At 57.7% G+C, this 21,456-nt stretch carries 18 protein-coding genes; 3 read left to right on the top strand and 15 right to left on the bottom strand.

What is annotated here, in order from left to right:
* Nucleotides 1-7 precede the first annotated feature (7 nt).
* Both DCL27_RS14485 and DCL27_RS14490 read right to left on the bottom strand, forming a co-directional pair.
* On the bottom strand, nt 8-652 hold the full coding sequence (locus DCL27_RS14485; RefSeq protein WP_005295908.1) for an NAD(P)H-binding protein: 645 nt from the start codon (nt 650-652) through the stop codon (nt 8-10).
* Nucleotides 653-671: 19 nt separating this feature from the next.
* Complete coding sequence (locus DCL27_RS14490) at nt 672-1,124, bottom strand: YhbP family protein (protein WP_035594199.1); 453 nt, start codon at nt 1,122-1,124, stop codon at nt 672-674.
* Between the two features lie 87 nt (nt 1,125-1,211).
* Between DCL27_RS14490 and DCL27_RS14495 the strand changes: the two genes are divergently transcribed.
* Nucleotides 1,212-1,595 carry a GIY-YIG nuclease family protein gene (locus DCL27_RS14495; RefSeq protein WP_071526328.1) on the top strand — a complete coding sequence of 128 codons (384 nt, stop codon included), beginning with the start codon at nt 1,212-1,214 and terminating at the stop codon, nt 1,593-1,595.
* On the opposite strand, the gene putP is transcribed toward DCL27_RS14495, so the two are convergent.
* From putP to ubiT, 3 genes are all read right to left on the bottom strand, one after another.
* Nucleotides 1,516-3,000, bottom strand: coding sequence for a sodium/proline symporter PutP (putP, locus tag DCL27_RS14500; RefSeq protein ID WP_005281411.1), 1,485 nt, complete (start codon nt 2,998-3,000; stop codon nt 1,516-1,518). The genes DCL27_RS14495 and putP overlap by 80 nt on opposite strands.
* A gap of 329 nt (nt 3,001-3,329) precedes the next feature.
* Nucleotides 3,330-3,833 carry a GNAT family N-acetyltransferase gene (locus tag DCL27_RS14505; protein ID WP_035597102.1) on the bottom strand — a complete coding sequence of 168 codons (504 nt, stop codon included), beginning with the start codon at nt 3,831-3,833 and terminating at the stop codon, nt 3,330-3,332.
* Nucleotides 3,827-4,348: a ubiquinone anaerobic biosynthesis accessory factor UbiT gene (ubiT, locus tag DCL27_RS14510; RefSeq protein ID WP_005281405.1), complete on the bottom strand. Its 522-nt coding sequence runs from the start codon at nt 4,346-4,348 to the stop codon at nt 3,827-3,829. The genes DCL27_RS14505 and ubiT overlap by 7 nt, the downstream gene beginning before the upstream one ends.
* Before the next feature lie 285 nt (nt 4,349-4,633).
* On the opposite strand from ubiT, the gene ubiU reads away from it, so the two are divergent.
* A complete protein-coding gene (gene ubiU, locus DCL27_RS14515; protein ID WP_005295922.1) occupies nt 4,634-5,629 on the top strand; it encodes a ubiquinone anaerobic biosynthesis protein UbiU in 996 nt (331 codons plus the stop codon).
* Nucleotides 5,630-5,640: 11 nt separating this feature from the next.
* Nucleotides 5,641-6,519 (top strand): U32 family peptidase, encoded by an 879-nt coding sequence (locus DCL27_RS14520; protein ID WP_005281400.1) that lies wholly within the window; start codon nt 5,641-5,643, stop codon nt 6,517-6,519.
* Nucleotides 6,520-6,581: 62 nt separating this feature from the next.
* Here DCL27_RS14520 and DCL27_RS14525 read toward each other — a convergent pair whose 3' ends face one another.
* The 10 genes from DCL27_RS14525 to nusA form a co-directional block, all read right to left on the bottom strand.
* Nucleotides 6,582-7,895 (bottom strand): L-cysteine desulfidase family protein, encoded by a 1,314-nt coding sequence (locus DCL27_RS14525; protein ID WP_035597099.1) that lies wholly within the window; start codon nt 7,893-7,895, stop codon nt 6,582-6,584.
* 40 nt (nt 7,896-7,935) lie between these two features.
* Nucleotides 7,936-9,267 carry an SLC5/6 family protein gene (locus tag DCL27_RS14530; RefSeq protein WP_005281394.1) on the bottom strand — a complete coding sequence of 444 codons (1,332 nt, stop codon included), beginning with the start codon at nt 9,265-9,267 and terminating at the stop codon, nt 7,936-7,938.
* 594 nt (nt 9,268-9,861) lie between these two features.
* Nucleotides 9,862-11,778, bottom strand: a complete 1,917-nt coding sequence (locus DCL27_RS14535) for a DEAD/DEAH family ATP-dependent RNA helicase (RefSeq protein WP_005295928.1) — start codon at nt 11,776-11,778, stop codon at nt 9,862-9,864.
* A 178-nt stretch (nt 11,779-11,956) separates the two neighbouring features.
* Nucleotides 11,957-12,841 carry a lipoprotein NlpI gene (nlpI, locus tag DCL27_RS14540; RefSeq protein ID WP_005295931.1) on the bottom strand — a complete coding sequence of 295 codons (885 nt, stop codon included), beginning with the start codon at nt 12,839-12,841 and terminating at the stop codon, nt 11,957-11,959.
* A gap of 121 nt (nt 12,842-12,962) precedes the next feature.
* Nucleotides 12,963-15,086 (bottom strand): polyribonucleotide nucleotidyltransferase, encoded by a 2,124-nt coding sequence (gene pnp, locus DCL27_RS14545; RefSeq protein WP_005295934.1) that lies wholly within the window; start codon nt 15,084-15,086, stop codon nt 12,963-12,965.
* Between the two features lie 256 nt (nt 15,087-15,342).
* The gene (gene rpsO / locus DCL27_RS14550) at nt 15,343-15,612 is read right to left on the bottom strand and encodes a 30S ribosomal protein S15 (RefSeq protein WP_005281373.1); all 270 of its coding nucleotides are present in this window, start codon (nt 15,610-15,612) and stop codon (nt 15,343-15,345) included.
* Between the two features lie 147 nt (nt 15,613-15,759).
* Entirely contained in the window at nt 15,760-16,722 is a 963-nt protein-coding gene (truB, locus tag DCL27_RS14555) for a tRNA pseudouridine(55) synthase TruB (RefSeq protein ID WP_005281356.1), read from the bottom strand.
* A complete protein-coding gene (gene rbfA, locus DCL27_RS14560; protein WP_005281352.1) occupies nt 16,722-17,120 on the bottom strand; it encodes a 30S ribosome-binding factor RbfA in 399 nt (132 codons plus the stop codon). Before rbfA ends, truB begins: the two co-directional genes overlap by 1 nt.
* 99 nt (nt 17,121-17,219) lie before the next feature.
* Nucleotides 17,220-19,925 carry a translation initiation factor IF-2 gene (gene infB / locus DCL27_RS14565; protein ID WP_005281348.1) on the bottom strand — a complete coding sequence of 902 codons (2,706 nt, stop codon included), beginning with the start codon at nt 19,923-19,925 and terminating at the stop codon, nt 17,220-17,222.
* A 24-nt stretch (nt 19,926-19,949) separates the two neighbouring features.
* A complete protein-coding gene (gene nusA / locus DCL27_RS14570) occupies nt 19,950-21,437 on the bottom strand; it encodes a transcription termination factor NusA (RefSeq protein WP_035597096.1) in 1,488 nt (495 codons plus the stop codon).
* Between the last annotated feature and the right edge of the window lie 19 nt (nt 21,438-21,456).

A 21,456-nucleotide genomic window follows, 5' to 3' on the forward strand; every position in this document is an offset into this window, starting at 1 on the left:
CGCGTGCTTAGGCGTCGCAACACTCCGCGAGCCGTGCAAGCTGTTCCGACTCCAGGATCTGTAGACGGTAAGGCGCGGGATGCAACGCACAATGCAGCATGGCTCGCGCCACGCTATCAGCCTCTACCGCACGCCACTTCTCCGGTAATAAACGGAAGAATGGCTCGGAGAGCTGCTCCAGTAGGCGTGGTTTCGCTCGCTCCCCCTGAAGCAATGAGGGGCGTAACAGCGTTAAGCGACGCCACGCCTGCAACTCAAGCGCCTTCTCCATCTCACCCTTAGTCCGGCTGTAAAGGAAAGGAGACTGAGGATTCGCACCCAGCGCGCTCACTACCACGTAATGCTGGCAGTCATGTTGCAGCGCCACCTCACCGCATTCCACCACCAGCGAATAGTCGACATAACGAAACGCGCTATCACTACCGGCTTCCTTGCGGGTCGTCCCCAAGCAGCAAAAAGCAACGTCACATGGACCCTGCCAAGCCAGCATCGCACGGCAAATATCCGTCTCCACCGGATTGATCAACTTAGCGGACGACGGCAACGCCGTGCGAGTCGGCGCATAAATCTGTGAGACACGAGGTTCCTGTTCCAATAACGCCAATAATGTCTGCCCAATCAGACCAGTCGCACCAAGCAGTAATACGTTCATCGGTTGTTCCTCCCCCTTCTCAGTATACGCGCTCTCCATCCTGGCGCTGCCAATGACGCTTATGACCGAAGCCACAACGATTATCGGTCATCTTGACCTGCATCAGTCGCAGCGCCCAGATCGGTGCCGGCCGTAGCCGGGCCAATGGGAAACGACGATAGTAGCGACGCCGCGCCCGTGCCTCATCCTCTCCCGCCAAGCGGGCGATGTGTGCACGAAACTGAATACCCTGGATCTGCGCCACATTACGCGTCTGACGCGCCACGGTCCCGGCAACCCATGGATTGCCCAACATCAACTGACCATGCTGCGACTGGGGCGAGGTCAACAGATACAGGGTCATGGAGGCCTCATCCCAGGCATAAAAGCAGCTGGCACACCACACGGCCTCGCCCTGACCGGTAGCCAGTGTCACCACATGTTGCCGCGCCAAAAAATGCCGGATTGCGGCCAGATCGTCGTCCGAGGTCAGCGCCGACCTATCGCCACGCAGAGGCTCGTCCTCGACACCCTCGTCGCGTAAACTGACACTCATCATACTCCCTCGCAGGACACATCCATGACTGACACTGTAACGCATAATCGTTGGTATCTGTATATCTTGCGAACGGCGACGGGCGCACTGTATACCGGAATCACCACCGATATCGCACGCCGTCTTGCACAGCACCAGAGTGGACGCGGCGCCAAGGCGTTGCGTGGCAAGGGACCACTGACACTGGTATTCCAGGCCGCCATCACGGCACATGGCGAGGCGCTACGCGTAGAGTACCGAATCAAACGGTTGAGTAAAAAACAAAAAGAGAGGCTGGTCAGCGACCAGCCTCTCTCTCCGTGGCAATGGTTAGCCGACAATGGCCAACTTACTTCGTCAGATAAATACGATTCGCCTGAGCAAAACGTTCACGCATCTGCGGCGACGGTCCCTTGCCCAGTAGGCTAACCACGATGATGGCCAGCGAGGCCAACACGAAGCCCGGAATGATCTCATACAGGTGGAACCAGGCATATTGCTTCCAGAGCACCACCGTCACCGCCCCCACCAGCATACCGGCCAAGGCGCCATTGCGTGTCATCCCCGGCCACAGCAGGGAGATGATGATCACCGGGCCGAAGGCGGCACCGAAGCCGGCCCAGGCATAGCTGACCAGATCGAGCACATAGTTATCCGGATTGGCCGCCAGCGCTATGGCGATCAGCGCGATCAGCATCACCATGCTACGACTGACGATCACCAGCTCGCGCTGGTTAGCATGCTTACGCAGAAACGCCTTATACAGATCCTCGGTCACCGCGCTGGCGCTAACCAGCAACTGACAGCTCAGAGTACTCATCACCGCCGCCAGAATAGCCGACAGTAAGATACCGGCGATCCAAGGGTTAAACAGCAGCTTAGACAGCGAGATAAACACCCGCTCCTTATTCTCATGCACCTCCAACGCCAGTTGGGGGTGGGTAGAGAAGAAGGCGATACCGAAGAAACCGACCGCCACCGCGCCGCCGAGGCAGAAGATCATCCAGATGATGCTGATGCGACGCGCCTTACGAATGGTGTGATGTGAATCCGCCGCCATAAAACGCGCCAGAATATGGGGCTGACCGAAATAACCGAGCCCCCAGCCCATCAGCGAGATGATCGCCACCCAATCCAGGCCACGGAACAGATCCAGGTAGGCCGGGCTCTGCTGAGCAATGGCATGCATCGCATCATCGAAGCCGCCGACACTGACGATCACCATCACCGGCGTCAGGATCAGGGCAAAGATCATCAACGTCGCCTGTACGGTATCCGTCCAGCTTATCGCCAAGAAACCGCCGATGAAGGTATAGGCAATCGTCGCCGCCGCACCGGCCCACAGCGCGCTCTGATAGCTCATGCCGAACGTGCTCTCAAACAGTCGGGCACCAGCGACCACGCCGGAGGCACAATAGACGGTGAAAAACACCAGGATGATCAGCGCGGAGATCAAGCGCAGAATACGCTGCTTATCTTCGAAACGCTGGGTGAAGTAATCCGGCAGCGTCAGGGCATTGTTGTTCAGTTCGGTGTGTACCCGCAGACGTCCCGCCACGATACGCCAGTTGAGGTAGGCGCCGACCACCAACCCGATAGCGATCCAACTCTCCGATAACCCGGCGACCAGCACCGCGCCCGGTAGCCCCATCAGCAGCCAACCACTCATATCCGAGGCCCCGGCCGATAACGCAGTCACCACGCTACCCAAGCGCCGTCCACCGAGGATGTAGTCAGAAAAGTTATTGGTGGCACGATAGGCCAGTAGGCCGATCAGGATCATGCCGAAGATATAAATCAGAAAAGTGATTAGTGTCGGTGTATTAACACTCATCCTGTACCCCTGTCATCACGGTGTCATGCACCGCTTTTTTTGTTGTGAAAAGAGGCGCTGTCCACGGCATTAGACGACAGACAAGGCACGCCTGGTATCGTGCCCGCCAGGGCGCTAAACCCGGCATGCATAGTGCGATGCAACAGTGAAACGCCCAATACGCGATCAGGCGCGGAGAAAAGCGCAGAAGATAGCGATAAATGCGTGGAGCAGGCAAGGCTACTCGTCCGCGTACCAGTCGGCACGCGGGGGGATGCATGATAGACCCAGCAGGGAAGAACGACAAGCGTTCAGAAGATAGGCGGCGGGGCAGCGCCCGCCGTCATCGTTTAAAAGCGAGCGAACGGTGCAGCGTATTCGATGCGCCCACGCGTCTGAGCCAACGCGTCGGGAGCCAGGGCATAGACCTGAAAACTCGCCTCACAGCCCGGCCAACGACAACTTAGCCCATGCTCAGCCGCATTGACGAAGCCAAAACGGCGGTAGTAGTGTACATCACCTAATACGACGACAGCGGCATAGCCGAACTCATTCAGCGTATCCAGCCCCTCATAGACCAATTGCTCGCCGATGCCCTGGCGACGATAGCCCTCGTCCACCACCAGCGGCGCCAAGCCCACCCACTGACACTCCTCACCGGCGACCGTTACCGGACTGAAGGCGGCATAGCCGATCACCCCACCCTCGTCATCCGTCGCCACCACGCCCAAGGTCAATAGGCCATCTTCGCGCAGATGCGCCACCAACTCGGCCTCGGCACGACTCGGAAAGCTCGCCCGGAGCAACCGTTCAATGCCCGGGGCATCGACAGGGATCTCCGCCCGGATCAACATGTGGTTACCGCACGCGCGCGCGTCGACGTGCCCTCCTGGAGTCCCGCAGCGACGAAGTCGGCCAGCTGCATCAATACCATGCGTAACGGTGTCGGCATCGACTCCACATCGATAGCATCCATCAAATTCTTCACATACAGCCCCAGTTCGGTATCGCCTTCGATACGTAGGCGACGCTGGAAAAACAGCGTGTCGGGATCTTCTTTACCGGCCGCGATCAGGATCAGATCGTTGGCATCCGCGCTGAAGGTCACATCCGCCGGTTGTTGGCGGCTGACGCGCAAGCCCCCCTGCTCCGCCGTGACACACCAACACAACCCGAGGTCACGCACCTCGACTTGTAACCAACGCCCATCGAGAAACGCCAGTTCGCCTTCCGCTAGCGCTTGGCGAAACTGCCAAGCGAGCAGCTGCTCCAACACCTGCCGTTGCAGAGCAAACGGCGTAATTTTTAACGGCAGGCTCAACAATGCCGGCCCCTGACGCACGATCCGTGCTCGCAATTGTTCCAACACCGCGGTGACTCCTTCTGATCAGATAGCGTCTATTCTGCCATATCCGGCCAGCTAGACTGCGTCTTATATCAACAAAAAGCCCCATCGATGTCACGGACTAATGCGCCGAGCCTACGCTATTTGGTAACAGACCATCAACACGTCAGAAACTGCCTCAAGTCAAAACAACTACATAACGTCTTATCTAGAATGAGCGGCGATAACGATGACGCCAGCAGGGCGGCGTCTCCGATCCTTACTACGCGCCAAGGGAAGTATCCCGTGGCCCATCTCAGGAAATCGCATATGGAGCTGCTGTGCCCCGCCGGTAATCTGCCCGCCCTCAAAGCGGCTGTGGATAACGGCGCCGACGCCGTCTACATTGGATTGAAAGACGATACCAATGCCCGCCACTTCGCCGGTCTCAACTTTAATGAGAAACGGCTCCAGGAGGCGCACGACTATGTACGACGCCATGGTCGTAAACTGCACATCGCCATCAATACCTTCGCGCATCCGGACGGCTATGCACGCTGGCAACGAGCGGTGGATATGGCCGCACAACTGGGTGCCGACGCGCTGATCTTGGCCGACCTGGCGATGCTGGAGTACGCGGCCGAGCGCTACCCCCATATCGAACGCCACGTATCGGTGCAGGCCTCTGCGACGAACGACGAGGCGATTCGTTTCTATCAACGTCACTTCGCCGTAGCACGCGTGGTGTTACCGCGCGTGCTCTCCCTGCATCAAGTCAAACAGCTGGCGCGAACCAGCCCGGTGCCGCTGGAGGTGTTTGCCTTCGGCAGCCTCTGCATCATGTCCGAGGGGCGCTGCTACCTCTCTTCCTACTTGACCGGTGAGTCACCGAATACCGTCGGTGCCTGCTCCCCGGCCCGCTTTGTACGCTGGCAACAGACGGCTCAGGGCATGGAGTCACGGCTCAACGATGTCTTGATCGATCGTTACGCTAACGGTGAAAACGCCGGCTACCCAACGTTGTGTAAGGGCCGTTATCTGGTGGATGGCGTGCGCTATCACACGCTGGAGGAGCCGACGAGTCTGAATACCCTCGCCCTGTTGCCGGAATTGATGGCGGCCAACATCGCCTCGGTCAAGATCGAGGGGCGGCAACGCAGCCCGGCCTACGTCAGCCAGGTAACCCGCGTGTGGCGCCAGGCGATCGATCGTTGCCGCCAGGCTCCCGAGAGCTTCACCCCCGAGCGCGCCTGGATGGATGCGCTCGACGCCGTGTCCGAGGGGGTACAAACCACCCTCGGCGCCTATCATCGTCGCTGGCAGTAAGGAGTCCCACCATGCAATATGCGCTCGGCGCGGTACTTTACGGCTGGCCTGCGGCCAGTCTGGAGACATTCTATCAGGCCGCCGCCGACAGCGAGGCCGACATCATCTATTTGGGCGAAACGGTATGCAGCAAGCGACGGGCACTCAAGGTCGGTGACTGGTTAGCGCTGGCCAAAACGCTGGCCGCAAGCGGCAAGCAGGTGGTGCTCTCCACCTTGGCACTGATTCAGGCACCCTCCGAGCTCGGCGAGTTACGCCGCTATGTAGAGAACGGCGAGTTCCTCATCGAAGCCAACGATCTGGCGGCGGTCAATTTAGCCGCCGAGCGCCGCTTGCCTTTCGTCGCCGGACCGGCGCTCAACTGCTACAACGCCGTCACCCTACGTCTATTGCTACGCCAAGGGATGGTGCGTTGGTGCATGCCGGTGGAGCTATCGCGCGACTGGCTACGCAACATACGCCAACAGTGTGAGCAGCTCGGTATCGCGGGACGTTTCGAGATCGAAGTCTTCGCCTATGGTCATTTACCGCTCGCCTACTCCGCACGCTGTTTTACCGCGCGCGCCGAAAACCTCCCCAAAGATGAATGCGAGACCTGCTGTCAACACTATCCACAGGGGCGCCGCGTGCTGTCACAAGAACAACAGCAGGTCTTCGTGCTTAACGGCATCCAGACCCTGAGCGGTAACTGCTATAACTTGGGAAATCATCTGCATGAGATGCAAGGATTGGTCGATGTGGTGCGCCTCTCGCCACAAGGTATCGACACGCTAGACATGCTGCGCCGCTTCCGGGCTAACGAGCGGGGAGACGCCCCACTCACCTTAGATAAACAGGAGGAGTGCAACGGCTACTGGCTCCAACTCGCCGGGCTCACCCTGCAAGCCTAGCTTAACAACGCAACGCGGGCGCACTCGGCGCCCGCGACATCACTCCCCCACCCGTTATCTTATCAGGACGCCTTACGGGCCATAATCTCGATGATCTGGGTATCCGTCTGACGCATCGCGCCACTCGCCAAGGCACATAGATTGGCGATCGACTGATCCACATCGTGCGCCACGATGCCCTCATTGCCGCTTACCGCACTGTCATCCAAGGCCATCAACACCGCCTTAAAGGCGGCACTGGCGCTGGTGGAGACCTTCATCGCGCAACTGTTGGAGGCGCCATCACAAATCATGCCACTGACATCACCGATCATGCTGCCGATAGCCATCGCTACCGCCTCATAACGCCCATCGATCAACCAGGCAATGCCCGCCGCCGCCCCCATCGCCGCCGTGGTGGCGGCGCACAAGGCCGATAACGCTGGCAGCTTGCTATGGATATAGATCGCCGTCAGATGCGACAGCATCAATGCCCGCGTCAATTGCTCCTGAGAAGCCTGGAGATACTCGGCTACCACCACCACCGGCATGGTCGCGGTGATCCCCTGATTGCCGGAGCCGGAGTTACTCATCGCCGGCAACACCGCCCCCCCCATGCGGGCGTCAGAAGCCGCCGAGGTACGGATCATGATCTCGCTGAGCAGATCGTGAGAGAGCAGGCCACGCTCACGCTGCTGGGCCAGCGTAGCGCCGATGTGCAGACCATAGCGGCTGCGCAGCCCCTCACGCGACAGCGCGCCGTTCAGTTCGGCCGCATCCAAGATAAAGGCGATTCGCGCCAGTGGCACGTCACAGGCGAAACGGTAGACTTGCTGCAACGAAGCGCGCGCCAAGCAGTAGCCCGCCTCGCTCGCCTCGCCGACGCCATCGGCAGCGAAGATCAGCTGGCCGTTATGCTCCACGCGAATCACCCGAGTATGGTCGCCCGCGATAGTCACCTCGGCCCACGACTCACCGGCATAGACGCGTGCGCAAGCGAGTAACACCTGCTCGCAAGGCTGCTCCATTCCCACACTCACCTGCCCGGCGGCGAGCAATGCTTTAGCTGCCGCGATCGCCTCGGCGGAGGCATGCTTGATCACCTCCAGCCCCGCGTCGGCATCACCGCCTAGCGCGCCCAACGCCGCCGCGATCGGCAGGCCCACCATCCCCGTGCCAGGTACCGTGACCCCCATACCGTTCTTCATGAGGTTAGGTGAGACGCGGCATACGATACGCTCGACTGGCGCAGCCAGTTGGCGAGCGGCCAACGCAGCGGCCAACGCCAGCGAGATTGGCTCGGTACAGCCCACCGCCGGTTTGACCTCCTGGCGGACTGCGCGGATAAACTCATCCCACAACAGCGCGTTATCGCAAGGATTGGATGTGTTATTCATAGTTCAGCCCTTTATCGAGAAACGAGTCGCGCGTCATCCCTTAGGAAAAGGCCAGCAGCGGTGAAATACACAGCAACAGCCCGGTGACGATGATCACCCATAGGGAGACGCCCTTATACTTATGCAGCGCCGGCACTCGGTACACCAAGTAGGCGGGGATCAGACACCCCACGAGGCCGAAGATCGGGCTACATACCGAGGTAAAACTCAACACCGGCGCATTGAGGATAATCGCCCCCCACGCCAGCAAGACGGCAAAGACCATGATGCCGTTCTGAACCCAACGCGCGTTAATACGCTCGGGCGGCAAAACACGCCGCAATAGATTCATCACGATGCCTTGAGTCGCCTCCCGGAAGCCTAGGTAGACGCCAAAGAACGCGGTCATCACGGCGAAGATATTGAGAATGACGCTCACCACCGTGACCCAATTTCCGGCACCACCATCAATAAACTGCGCCGCGATGGCCAGAGCAGAAATATTCTGCTGATAGGCCTTCACCGCCTCGTCATGCCCCATCGCTAAGGTGAATGAGACGGCGTAGAAGAAGACCGTGACAAAGAGGATGCCAAAGGCGATATTCATCGCCCGCAGCGCCTTGTAGCGGGCAACCTCACGTGACTTCGCCTTCGCACGGTACGAAATCACCATCGGGCTGAGCGTCTGAATGAACAGGATCGAGGTCAAGGTAAACGGCAGCGTAATGACCGCGTTCTTGATCAACAATGCTAACGGCGGCAACGCGCCGGCGTTATACAGATGCCACATTCCCACCATCGCTACACCTAACGCCGCGACGACCAGCAGCTTGGTCAACACCATGAAGCTGGAGAGCTTAAATAGCAGCTGCTCACCCCGCGATGAGATGGCGACCAGCACACAGATCAGCGCCAAACCATAGAAGGGGTTGTCCGATAACAGCCCCTCGGTCACGCCAAAGGTATGCAGGTACGAGGCACTGTCGTTCGTGATGGCCGTCGAGTAGACGAACATCCAGATCACCAACATCACAAAATAGAGCGCCCCCAACAGAATGCCCCAGTTCTTTCCCAGGTAGCCGCTGATCACACTCGGGTAGTCGCGACACTCTGGCGCCTCGGCCAAGGTGTTAATAAACAGGCGCTGAAACAAGTACATCGCCGGATAGCCCACCACCGACGAAAGCAGGAAGACCCACAACCCCATTAGGCCGACCTGAACCGGTAAGAAGACGATCCCCGCGCCGATCGCCATCCCGATACTCATGATGACCCACCCCACATCGGTGCTGTCGAAACGCGTCGCCTCACGCCATTCACGTTCGCTCATGCCGCCTCGCGCCGAAACGGGTATATCGCTCATTACCACACTGCTTGCTTGTGTCGTTTCCATCGTCGCTCTCACTTGCCAGTAAGCGGCGGGATCCACGGCAAATCACAGCCTGCCTCTGCCGTCTCGGAGCCGCCTGTAGAGAATTATCATCGTTATCATTTACAGAGTCGGATGCCGCGCAGCAGGGCGATGGCGCAATAACATCATCGGGTGCAGGATCTATTATTGTGGCGAGATCATAACGCGCTTGCGGGAGAAAAAATTTTCAACTCATCGCTCTGCGATAGCGGTCTACATAAAAACTTTTCTCTAAAAAGGGAATTATCTTGAATATTTACCTACACAAATGGCAAAAGGTAAAATTATTTTTTATACAAACACGTAATATGCAAATAATGCATTGATATATCGTGTCTTTCAGCGAGTAGTGAACAGCGGGGAGGGAAACAGACGCTAACAAGATGACGCGCCAGCATAAATAAAAATGTGTTGTTGATCGCAATTTTTTGGCGACCAAGCGCACACTTTAGTCAATAACTCTGTTTTTATATAAAAAAACACTATCGATCAGAATGATTAACTAGTGCTTTACTGGGTATCGATAATAAAAAGGCCAGCCCGAGGGCTGGCCTTATCATCTAGCAGGCTAGATGCTTATGCATCATTGAAACGACGACGGCTGTGGCCGTTATCATCGGAGCGGGCATTACGGTTATCACGGTTAAAACCGCGATCGCCACGACGGTCATCAGAGAAACGACGCTGACCACCGAAACCCCCACGACGTTCGCCATCACGGCCACCGCCGAAGCTACGGCGCTCACCACGATCGCTGCGCTCGCCAGTACGCTCACGACGCTGTTCACGCGCCGGGGCATCGCCGATCAACTGCATGTTCATCGGCTTGTTCAGGATGCGAGTACGGGTAAAGTGCGTCAACAGATCACCCGGCATACCTTTCGGCAACTCGATGGTAGAGTGAGAACCGAACAGACGGATATTACCGATGTAACGGCTGCTGATATCGCCTTCGTTGGCGATAGCGCCCACGATGTGACGAACTTCGACGCCATCGTCACGACCCACTTCGATACGATACAGCTCCATCTCACCCACATCGCGACGCTCACGACGCGGACGATCACCACCGTCGCGACTATCGCGGCTGTCGCGCTCGCGGCGGGCAAAGCGATCACCACCACGATCATCACGATCGCGGAACTCGCGACGCGGACGACGCTCGATCACCGGATCCGGCGGCAGGATCAACGGACGCTCACCCTGGGCCATCTTCAGCAAGGCGGCTGCCAGCGTTTCCATATCCTGCTCTTCTTCCGGCTGCAGCTTAGCCAACAGCGCACGGTATTGATCCAGATCGCTGCTCTCCAGCTGCTGCTGGACACGGGCGGCAAACTTGGCCAGACGGCGCGTGCCGAGCAGCTCGGCGTTCGGCAGTTCCACTTCCGGAATCGTCAGCTTCATGGTGCGCTCGATGTTGCGCAGCAGGCGACGCTCGCGGTTATCGACGAACAGCAACGCACGACCGGCACGACCGGCACGGCCAGTACGGCCGATACGGTGAACGTAAGACTCGGCATCCATCGGAATATCATAGTTAACGACCAGGCTGATACGCTCGACGTCCAGGCCACGTGCGGCCACATCGGTCGCGATCAGGATATCCAGACGGCCATCCTTCAGACGCTCCAGGGTCTGCTCACGCAGCGCCTGGTTCATATCACCGTTCAGTGCCGCACTGCTGTAGCCATTACGCTCCAGCGCTTCGGCCACTTCCAGGGTGGCGTTCTTGGTACGGACGAAGATGATGGCAGCATCGAAGTCTTCCGCTTCCAGGAAGCGTACCAGCGCCTCATTCTTACGCATCCCATACACCGTCCAGTAGCTCTGGCTGATGTCCGGGCGAGTGGTCACGCTGGACTGAATGCGCACTTCCTGCGGCTCATTCATAAAGCGACGAGTGATGCGGCGGATCGCCTCCGGCATGGTGGCAGAAAACAGTGCGGTCTGATGCTCCGCCGGAATCTGCGCCATGATGGTTTCTACGTCTTCGATAAAGCCCATACGCAGCATCTCGTCGGCTTCATCCAGTACCAAGCCACGCAGACTGGCCAGACTCAGCGTGCCACGCTTGAGGTGGTCCAGCAGACGGCCCGGCGTACCGACCACGATCTGCGGCCCCTGACGCAGGGCGCGCAACTGAACGTCATAACGCTGGCCGCCATACAGGGCGACGACGTTGATGCCGTGCAGGTGCTTAGAAAAATCGGTCATCGCTTCGGCAACCTGTACCGCCAATTCGCGGGTCGGTGCCAACACCAGCACCTGCGGTGCCTTCAGCGAGGGATCGATATTGTTCAACAGCGGCAGTGAAAACGCCGCGGTCTTACCGCTGCCGGTCTGCGCCATGCCCAGCACGTCGCGCCCGTTCAGCAGGTGAGGAATACAGGCCGCCTGAATCGGTGACGGCTTCTCATAGCCCAAATCATTCAGGGCTTCAATAATAGGTGCAGCTAACCCCAGGTCAGCAAAGGTGGTTTCGAACTCAGCCATGTAAACGTGCCTCATGATGTGCAATGGCGGCCAGTCTGCATAACTCGTCTAGAAAACGAACAACATTTTTCATTGAAAAGTGTGAACCGGCTCAAATTAGAAGAAATGACGAACAAAAAAACCTCGCCCGTAAAGGACGATTAAATCAATGATTTAAGAATAAAAATGTTCGTCAGCTTTATTGCTGGTCCGATTCTGGTATGTCGTCTTGCTCTTGACCCAAGCGGGCCAATTCCAACAGTGCGTAACGGTTCTCAACAAAGTTATGAACGTTGTTGGCCACCGTCAGTTTGAACAATGCCGAAGCACTGCTCTTCTCCCCCAGACTCAGGTAATGTTTACCTAAATAGAAGTCAGTTTCACTGAGATGCTCAGCGAGCGAAGTGTTATCCGTTGCATCCGCCTGTAAGCGTTCCATCAGCGTCTTTTCGCTGATTTTGCCCAGGTAGAATTCGACAATATTCCATCCCCATTGACTCCGGTTCGCCTTATTGTAGCGCTGGCTCAAGGCCTCGAGCGCCTGCTCCTGGTTTAGCTCACGCTCAGCCAGGTAAAGCCATAACGACCGGAACGGATCGTTGGGATCGTCTTGATAAAACGCCTGCAGATCATCTTGCGCTAGCGCATATCGCCCACCGTAATACAGGGCAATACCGCGATTCAAACGCGCATAGCTGTAAGTTGGATCAAGCTCTAGTACAGAATCAAACGCTTCATAGGCGGCATCAAAGTTGCCAGCCTGCGTTAAATAAATCCCCAGATAGTTAAAAACCTCTGGCATATCAGGACGGATGGCTAACGCTTGCGAGAAATCGTTACGCGCCAGAGCCCTCAGTCCGAGACTATCATACAGTACTCCGCGCTCATAGAGAAGCTGTGCGCGTTCATCATCCGTTAATGCTCGGCTGGCAAGAATTTGCTCCATGCGCGCCAGCATTACCTCCTGCTGCAACGAGGGCTGCAACGGGATAGCCAGTACTTCGTTTTTACGCCAATCAGCGTTGCTGCATCCTGCCAGCAAAATTGCTGTCGCAACGTAACACCAGCGCAAGATAGGCTTCATTTCCCAACTCCCGAAGACCAACACGGATAAACGTCCTATCATCCATCAAGGTACTACCACATCCTGCGGCAGTGTAACAAACGGCTTCCCACTAAGGGGAAGCCGTAATACTAAACGCGTATTATTCTGCGTCAGCCGGTGCATCCTGACCCGCTGTGGCAGAGGCGTTGGCTTCTTTGATGCTCAGACGAACGCGGCCCTGACGGTCCACTTCCAGCACCTTAACAGCCACTTCCTGACCCATCTGCAGGTAGTCGGTTACCTTCTCCACACGCTTATCGGCGATCTGGGAGATGTGAACCAGCCCTTCCTTACCGCCACCGATGGCGACAAAGGCACCAAAGTCAACGATACGAGTCACTTTACCCTGGTAGATACGGCCCACTTCGATCTCGGCGGTGATCTCTTCGATACGACGGATCGCGTGTTTTGCCTTATCGCCGTCGGTCGCCGCGATCTTCACGGTACCGTCATCTTCGATCTCGATGGTGGTGCCCGTCTCTTCCGTCAGCGCACGGATCACAGAGCCACCCTTACCGATCACATCCTTGATCTTCTCAGGATTGATCTTGATGGTGTGAATACGCGGTGCAAACTCAGAGATGTCGCCACGCGGTGCATTGATGGCCTGCTCCATGACGCTCAGGATGTGCAGACGCGCGCCCTTAGCCTGGTTCAGTGCCACCTGCATGATTTCGCGGGTGATGCCTTCGATCTTGATGTCCATCTGCAACGCGGTAACGCCATCGCGGCTACCCGCCACTTTGAAGTCCATGTCGCCCAGGTGATCTTCATCGCCCAGAATGTCAGACAGAACGACGAAGTTGTCCTGCTCTTTCACCAGACCCATAGCGATACCCGCTACGGCGGCTTTCACCGGTACCCCGGCATCCATCAGCGCCAGAGAGGCACCACAGACAGAGGCCATAGAGGAAGAACCGTTAGATTCGGTGATCTCGGAGACCACACGCACCGTGTACGGGAATTCTTCCTGAGACGGCATCACTGCCAACACGCCACGCTTAGCCAGACGACCATGGCCGATTTCGCGGCGCTTCGGCGAGCCCATCATCCCGGTTTCACCGACAGAGTACGGCGGGAAGTTATAGTGTAGCAGGAAACGGTCGGTGCGCTCGCCCATCAGCTCATCGATATTCTGTGCGTCACGCTCGGTGCCCAGAGTCGCGGTCACTAACGCCTGCGTTTCGCCACGGGTAAACAGTGCAGAGCCATGGGTACGCGGCAGCACACCGGTACGCACGTCCAACGCACGGATCATGTCTTTCTCACGACCATCGATACGCGGCTCACCACGCAGGACACGGCCACGCACCACGGATTTCTCCAGTGCACCCAGGATGTCGCTGATTTCACCGGCGTCTAGTGACGCATCTTCCGCCAGCAGATCGGCGATGACAGATTCTTTGATCTCATCAACTTTAGCGTAACGCGCCTGCTTCTCGGTGATGTGGTAGGCTTCACCCAGACGCGCTTCGGCCATTTCGCTTACGCGCTGTTGCAGCGCGGTATTCACTTCCGGCGCGCTCCACTCCCAACGCGGCTTACCGACTTCGGCGGCCAGCGCTTTGATGTTTTCGATGACGACCTGCTGCTGGTCGTGGCCGAAGACCACCGCACCCAGCATCTGATCTTCGCTGAGCAGATCTGCTTCAGATTCCACCATCAATACAGCGTTGTCGGTACCGGCCACGACCAGATCCAGACGGCTCTGTTTCAGCTCATCCTGAGTCGGGTTCAGTACATACTGATCGTTGATATAACCGACGCGTGCGGCGCCGATCGGGCCGTTGAACGGAATACCGGAGAGCGTCAGGGCCGCGGAGGCACCGATCATCGCCACGATATCCGGGCTAACCTGCGGGTTCACGGAAACGACCGTCGCCACGACCTGCACCTCGTTGAGGAAGCCTTCTGGGAACAGCGGGCGGATCGGGCGGTCGATCAGACGTGCGATCAGGGTTTCACCCTCACCCGGGCGCCCTTCACGACGGAAGAAGCCGCCAGGGAAACGACCGGCAGCGTAGGCACGCTCCTGGTAGTTAACGGTCAGCGGGAAGAAGTCCTGACCTTCACGGGCTTTCTTTGCCCCAACCACGGTGACGAATACCGCGGTGTCATCCATGGTGACCATCACGGCTGCGGTAGCCTGACGAGCCATCATGCCGGTTTCCAGCGTAACGGTATGCTGGCCGTATTGGAATTTGCGAACGGTTGGCGTCAACAAAGTCATTTTCCTTTTCGTTAAGCAACGCGCCATTCCAAAGAATAGCGCCCTTCTATAACCGGTGGCTTTGCTACATTCTCGCGACTAAGGCAAGCTGCCGCATCCAACGGCAGCTTGCATTAGCCGCGCGAACCTCTGTAACAAGCAGGCCGGTTACACCTTTTTGTCTGCAACGGCAATACATTAACCTGATTTTCCGTTGCTTCCTAGAAGAAAGGGGCCAACGTAGGCCCCTTTACTTCAGAAAATCGTTAGATTAGCGACGCAGACCCAGACGCTCGATCAGGCTGGAGTAACGTGCTACATCTTTACGCTTCAGGTAGTCCAGCAGCTTACGACGCTGAGAAACCATGCGCAGCAGACCACGACGGCTGTGGTGATCTTTTTTGTGCTCGGCGAAGTGGCCCTGCAGATGGTTAATCTGCGCGGTCAGCAGAGCAACCTGCACTTCGGTAGAACCGCTGTCGTTAGCATCACGACCGAACTCAGCAACGATTTTAGCTTTCGCTTCAACGCTTAGAGACATTATAGAACTCCAAATTTAAAAAGTTTAAAAAACGGGCGCCAATCTCTAATTCAGCAACCCAATGTATTAGCCGCGTCATTCTACTCTGCGCCCTGACCCTTGGCAAGAAATCAGCCGATTCCTAGCACACTTGGCATGGCGCGAGGATCAGCGCGGATCGTCTTCGGAAAGACGTGACGCCACGACCATACGACGTGGTGCCAAACGACCTTGATCATCCACCTCACCGACACCGATAAAGCAGCGTGACTCACCGACGGTGATGCGCACCATACCCTGCGGCGGCAGGCCCGGCGTCTGAACCGCCTGACCGAGCTGCACGTAACCCGCAACCAGCTCGGACAGGTTCACCTCCGGCAGATGCGCGGCGGCCGTATCCATCGGCAGCAACAGCGGGTCGAGCAACGTACGCGGCGCGATCCCCTGCGCTTCAGCCTGCGCCAGCAACGCCTGCAACTGCTCCAGCGTCACCATGCGCTCGCTCGGATAACCAGAGACTTGCAGACGACGCAACACAATGACATGGGCCCCACACCCCAACACCTCACCCAAATCATCGATGATGGTGCGAATGTAGGTTCCCTTAGAGCAGTGGATCTCCAGCTCCAACTCATCCCCTTCCCAGCGGATAAAGCGCAACTCATATACGGTGATGTCGCGCGCTTCACGCGGTACGGCGATCCCTTGGCGAGCATACTCATACAATGGCCGCCCCTGGTACTTGAGGGCCGAGTACATCGACGGCACCTGGCGTCCTGCGCCACGGAATCCCGCTAACGCCTGCGCCAACGCTGCCTCGTCGAACGTCACAGGACGCTCGCTCACCACCTGACCGTCGGCGTCAGAGGTATCGGTGCGCTGCCCTAGGCGGGCAACCACCCGATAGCGCTTATCCGCATCCAGCAAGAACTGGGAGAATTTGGTCGCCTCGCCTAAGCAGATGGGCAACATGCCCGTGGCGAGCGGATCCAACGCACCGGTATGACCCGCCTTATTGGCGTTATAGATGCGCTTCACTTTTTGCAGCACATCGTTCGAGGACATCCCCTGCCCTTTATCTAACAGCAGAACGGCGTTGATATCACGGCCGCGACGACGAGGTCGGGACATTACGCCTCCTCGTCACGATCGGCCGCCGTCCGACGCGCCTCATCGTCTTTCACCACGTTACTCACCAGATTGGACATCCGCATCCCTTCGACCAGGGAGGAGTCGTAGGAAAAGGTCAATTCCGGTACGACGCGCAGGCGCATCGCCTTACCCAGCAACATGCGAATAAAGCCTGAGGCATCCTGCAACGCCTTCAGACCCGCCTTCACCGCCTCCGGCTCGCCATCGTTCAAGAAGGTGACGAAGACTTTGGCATAGGCCAGATCGCGTGAAACCTCGACGCCGGAAACCGTCGCCATGCCAACACGCGGATCTTTGACCTCACGTTGCAGGATAATGGCGATCTCTTTCTGCATTTCCTGTGCGACGCGCTGAGTACGGCTAAATTCTCTTGCCATGATCGTTTCTCCAGACAAACAGGGGGGCCTGAGCCCCCCGATTAGCTTTATGCTGTGCTAACGCTTACTCGCCGCCCCGACAAGGGCGGCGCGACTGAATCAGTCGATAGAGCGTTTCACTTCGATGGTCTCGAACACTTCGATCACGTCACCCGGACGGACGTCGTTGTAGTTCTTCACACCGATACCACATTCCATACCGTTACGGACTTCGTTGACGTCATCTTTGAAGCGACGCAGGGACTCCAGTTCGCCTTCGTAGATCACCACGTTTTCGCGCAGGACACGGATCGGGCTGTGACGCTTGACCACACCCTCGGTGACCATACAGCCAGCGATGGCGCCAAACTTCGGAGACTTGAACACATCGCGGACTTCGGCCAGGCCGATGATTTCCTGCTTGTATTCCGGCGCCAACATGCCGCTCATCGCCTGTTTAACTTCGTCAATCAGATCATAGATGACGGAGTAATAACGCAGATCCAAGTTTTCCGCTTCCACCACGCGACGCGCAGAGGCATCGGCACGGACGTTGAAGCCTAACAGGATGGCATTGGATGCCGCGGCCAGCGTGGCGTCGGTTTCGGTAATACCGCCTACGCCAGAGCCGACGATCTTCACCTTCACTTCATCGGTGGAGAGCTTACGCAGAGAGTCGGCAATCGCTTCGACAGAACCCTGAACGTCGGCCTTCAGCACGATGTTCAGTTCGGAGACTTCGCCCTCGACCATGTTGGAGAACATATTCTCCAGCTTGGCCTTCTGCTGACGTGCCAGTTTGACTTCGCGGAACTTGCCCTGACGATACAGCGCCACTTCACGCGCTTTCTTCTCGTCACGCACCACCGTCGCCTCATCCCCCGCCGCCGGCACACCGGACATACCGAGGATCTCGACAGGGATGGACGGACCGGCTTCCGTGATTTCACGGCCCAGCTCGTCACGCATGGCACGCACGCGGCCATACTCGAAGCCACACAGCACGATGTCGCCCTTGTGCAGCGTACCTTCACGTACCAGCACCGTCGCCACCGGGCCACGGCCCTTGTCCAGGAAGGATTCAATCACTACGCCGCTGGCCATGCCATTACGCACCGCTTTCAGCTCCAGCACTTCGGACTGCAGCAAGATGGCGTCCAGTAGCTCGTCGATACCGGTCCCTGCTTTCGCGGAAACATGGACGAACTGGGCTTCACCGCCCCACTCTTCCGGCATGACGCCATACTGGGACAGTTCGTTCTTCACACGATCCGGATCGGCTTCTGGCTTATCGATCTTGTTCACCGCCACGACCAACGGAACACCGGCCGCCTTGGCATGCTGAATCGCCTCGATAGTCTGCGGCATCACGCCGTCATCGGCCGCCACCACCAGAACCACGATATCGGTCGCCTGAGCACCACGTGCACGCATCGCGGTAAACGCAGCGTGCCCCGGCGTATCCAGGAAGGTGATCATGCCGTTATCGGTCTGAACATGATACGCACCGATATGCTGGGTGATCCCGCCCGCTTCACCCGCCGCTACCTTGGTAGAGCGGATGTAGTCCAGCAGTGAGGTTTTACCGTGGTCAACGTGACCCATGATGGTCACGACCGGCGCACGCGGCTCTGCGGCAGCACCGGTATCACGATCGTTCATGACCGCCTCTTCCAGCTCGTTTTCACGGCGCAGGATCACCTTGTGACCCATCTCTTCCGCGACCAGCTGAGCGGTCTCTTGGTCGATGACTTGGTTAATGGTCGCCATCGCGCCCATCTTCATCATCGCCTTGATGACCTGGGAACCTTTCACCGCCATCTTGTTAGCCAGTTCGGCCACGGTGATGGTTTCGCCGATCACCACGTCACGGTTAACGGCCTGAGCCGGCTTGGTAAAGCCCTGCTGCAATGTACTCGGCTTACGCTTACCACCTTTGCCGCCGCGGTTGACCGCACGGGCCTCTTCACGATCGGCCTTAGATTCGGACAGCTTGCTGCCTTTCTTCTGCTTGGCCGCTTTGCCACCGCGACCGCGGGCACGGCGATCGCCTTCAACCTGGCGATCGTTCTCATCTTCCGCTTCGCGAGCGTGGTGAGAGGTGGTCACGTGGTAATCGCTGCTATCTTCTTCGCTGGCGTTTTCGGTCCACTTGCCTTCGTTGGCTTCGGCCATACGGCGGGCTTCTTCAGCCACCTTACGGGCGTCTTCTTCCAGCTTACGGCGCGCTTCTTCTTCTGCCTTGCGTTTCAGTTCAGCGGCTTCAGCTTCGCGCTTGGCCTTTTCCGCCTGCGCAGCTTTAGTTTTTTCGTCGGTATGTTGGTTGGTCACTTTTTCTTTTTCCGCTGCTTCACGCTTAGCTTTTTCAGCGGCCTCACGTTTGGCTTGTTCTTCTTGTTGACGCTTGGCCTGCTCTGCGGCTTCGCGCTTGGCCTGTTCGGCCACCTCGCGCTGAGCCTGCTCTTCAGCCTCGCGTTTCGCCTGTTCTTCCGCTTCGCGCTTCGCCTGAGCCTCGGCTTCCGCCTGGAGGGCCGCAGCGTCGGTCTTCACATAAGTGCGCTTCTTGCGGACTTCAATCTGCACTGACTTACTCTTACCGCCGGTGCCTGGGACACTCAGCGTGCTACGCGTCTTACGTTGTAGCGTCAGTTTACCGGAAGATCCACCGTGCTCACGATTTAAATGAGCCAGCAGCGCTTCACGTTCCTGGGGGCTCACAGAGTCGTCGGGTGATTTGTTAATACCTGCATCAGCCAGTTGCTGTACCAGGCGCTCAACCGAAGTTTGGATCTCTGCTGCCAGTGATTTTACCGTTACTTCTGCCATGCTGTTCCTTCCTGCTACAGTTCATTATTCACTATCGCCAAACCAACAGATATTACGCGCCGCCATGATCAGCTCACCCGCTGACTCATGGTTCAAGCCTTCAATATCGGTCAGGTCATCGACGCCCTGCTCGGCAAGATCTTCCAGCGTGCACACTCCGCGTGCGGCCAGTTTAAAGGCGACGCTACGCTCCATGCCCGGCAAATTGAGCAAATCGTCCGCCGGTTTGTTGTCGCCCAGGCTCTCTTCCTGCGCCAGCGCCAGCGTCGTCAGTGCATTCTTGGCACGGGTACGCAGTGCTTCGACGCTCTCTTCATCCAGGCCATCGATCGCCAGCAGTTCACGCTCCGGTACGTAAGCCAGCTCTTCCAGCGTGGAGAAGCCTTCTTCGACCAGCAGGGTAGCGAACTCTTCATCGATATCCAGATGCTTGGTAAAGGTATCAATGGCGGCGTGAGCCTCAGCCTGATGTTTGGCCTGCAGATCCTCCGCCGTCATCACGTTCAGCTCCCAGCCGCTCAGCTGAGACGCCAGACGGACGTTCTGACCGTTACGGCCGATAGCCTGAGCCAGGTTGGAGGCCTCTACGGCAATATCCATGGTGTGCTTGTCTTCATCGACCACGATGGAGGCGACATCCGCCGGTGCCATCGCGTTGATGACGAACTGTGCCGGGTTATCGTCCCACAGCACGATATCGATACGTTCACCGCCCAGTTCGCTAGAGACCGCCTGCACGCGTGCACCACGCATGCCGACACAGGCACCGACCGGATCGATACGCTTGTCATTGGTCTTCACGGCAATCTTGGCACGAGAGCCCGGATCGCGAGCGGCGCCCTTGATTTCGATCACTTCTTCGCCGATCTCCGGCACTTCGATGCGGAACAGCTCGATCAGCATCTCCGGACGGGAACGGGTGACGAACAACTGTGCGCCACGCGCTTCTGGACGCACCGCGTACAGCACGCCACGGATACGGTCGCCCGGACGGAAGTTTTCGCGCGGCAACATGTCTTCACGGCCAATCACCGCTTCGGCGTTGTTGCCCAGATCCAGCGAAATGCTGTCACGGTTAACTTTCTTCACCACCCCGGTGACGATTTCACCTTCGTGCTCGCGGAAGGCATCCACGACCATCGCCCGCTCGGCCTCACGCACTTTCTGCACGATAACCTGCTTAGCGGTCTGGGTAGTGATACGGTCGAAGGTGACAGATTCGATCTGATCTTCAACATAGTCGCCCAGATCAAACGCCGGATCTTCGAAGCGTGCCGCTTCCAGCGTAATTTCACGGGTCGGTTGGGTCACTTCCTCGACGATCAGCCAGCGACGGAAAGTATCGAAGTCGCCAGATTTACGATCGATGGCAACGCGCACATCGATTTCTTGCTCATATTTTTTCTTGGTAGCCGTAGCCAGCGCGGTTTCCAGCGCCTCAAAAATCTTCTCGCGCGGCAGCGCCTTTTCGTTGGAAACGGCCTCCACAACAGCCAGAATCTCTTTATTCATCCTAGTTGCCTCATCCGAA

Origin of the sequence: Edwardsiella tarda ATCC 15947 = NBRC 105688, assembly GCF_003113495.2 — a bacterium.
In the GTDB taxonomy this organism is placed as follows: Bacteria; Pseudomonadota; Gammaproteobacteria; order Enterobacterales; family Enterobacteriaceae; genus Edwardsiella; species Edwardsiella tarda.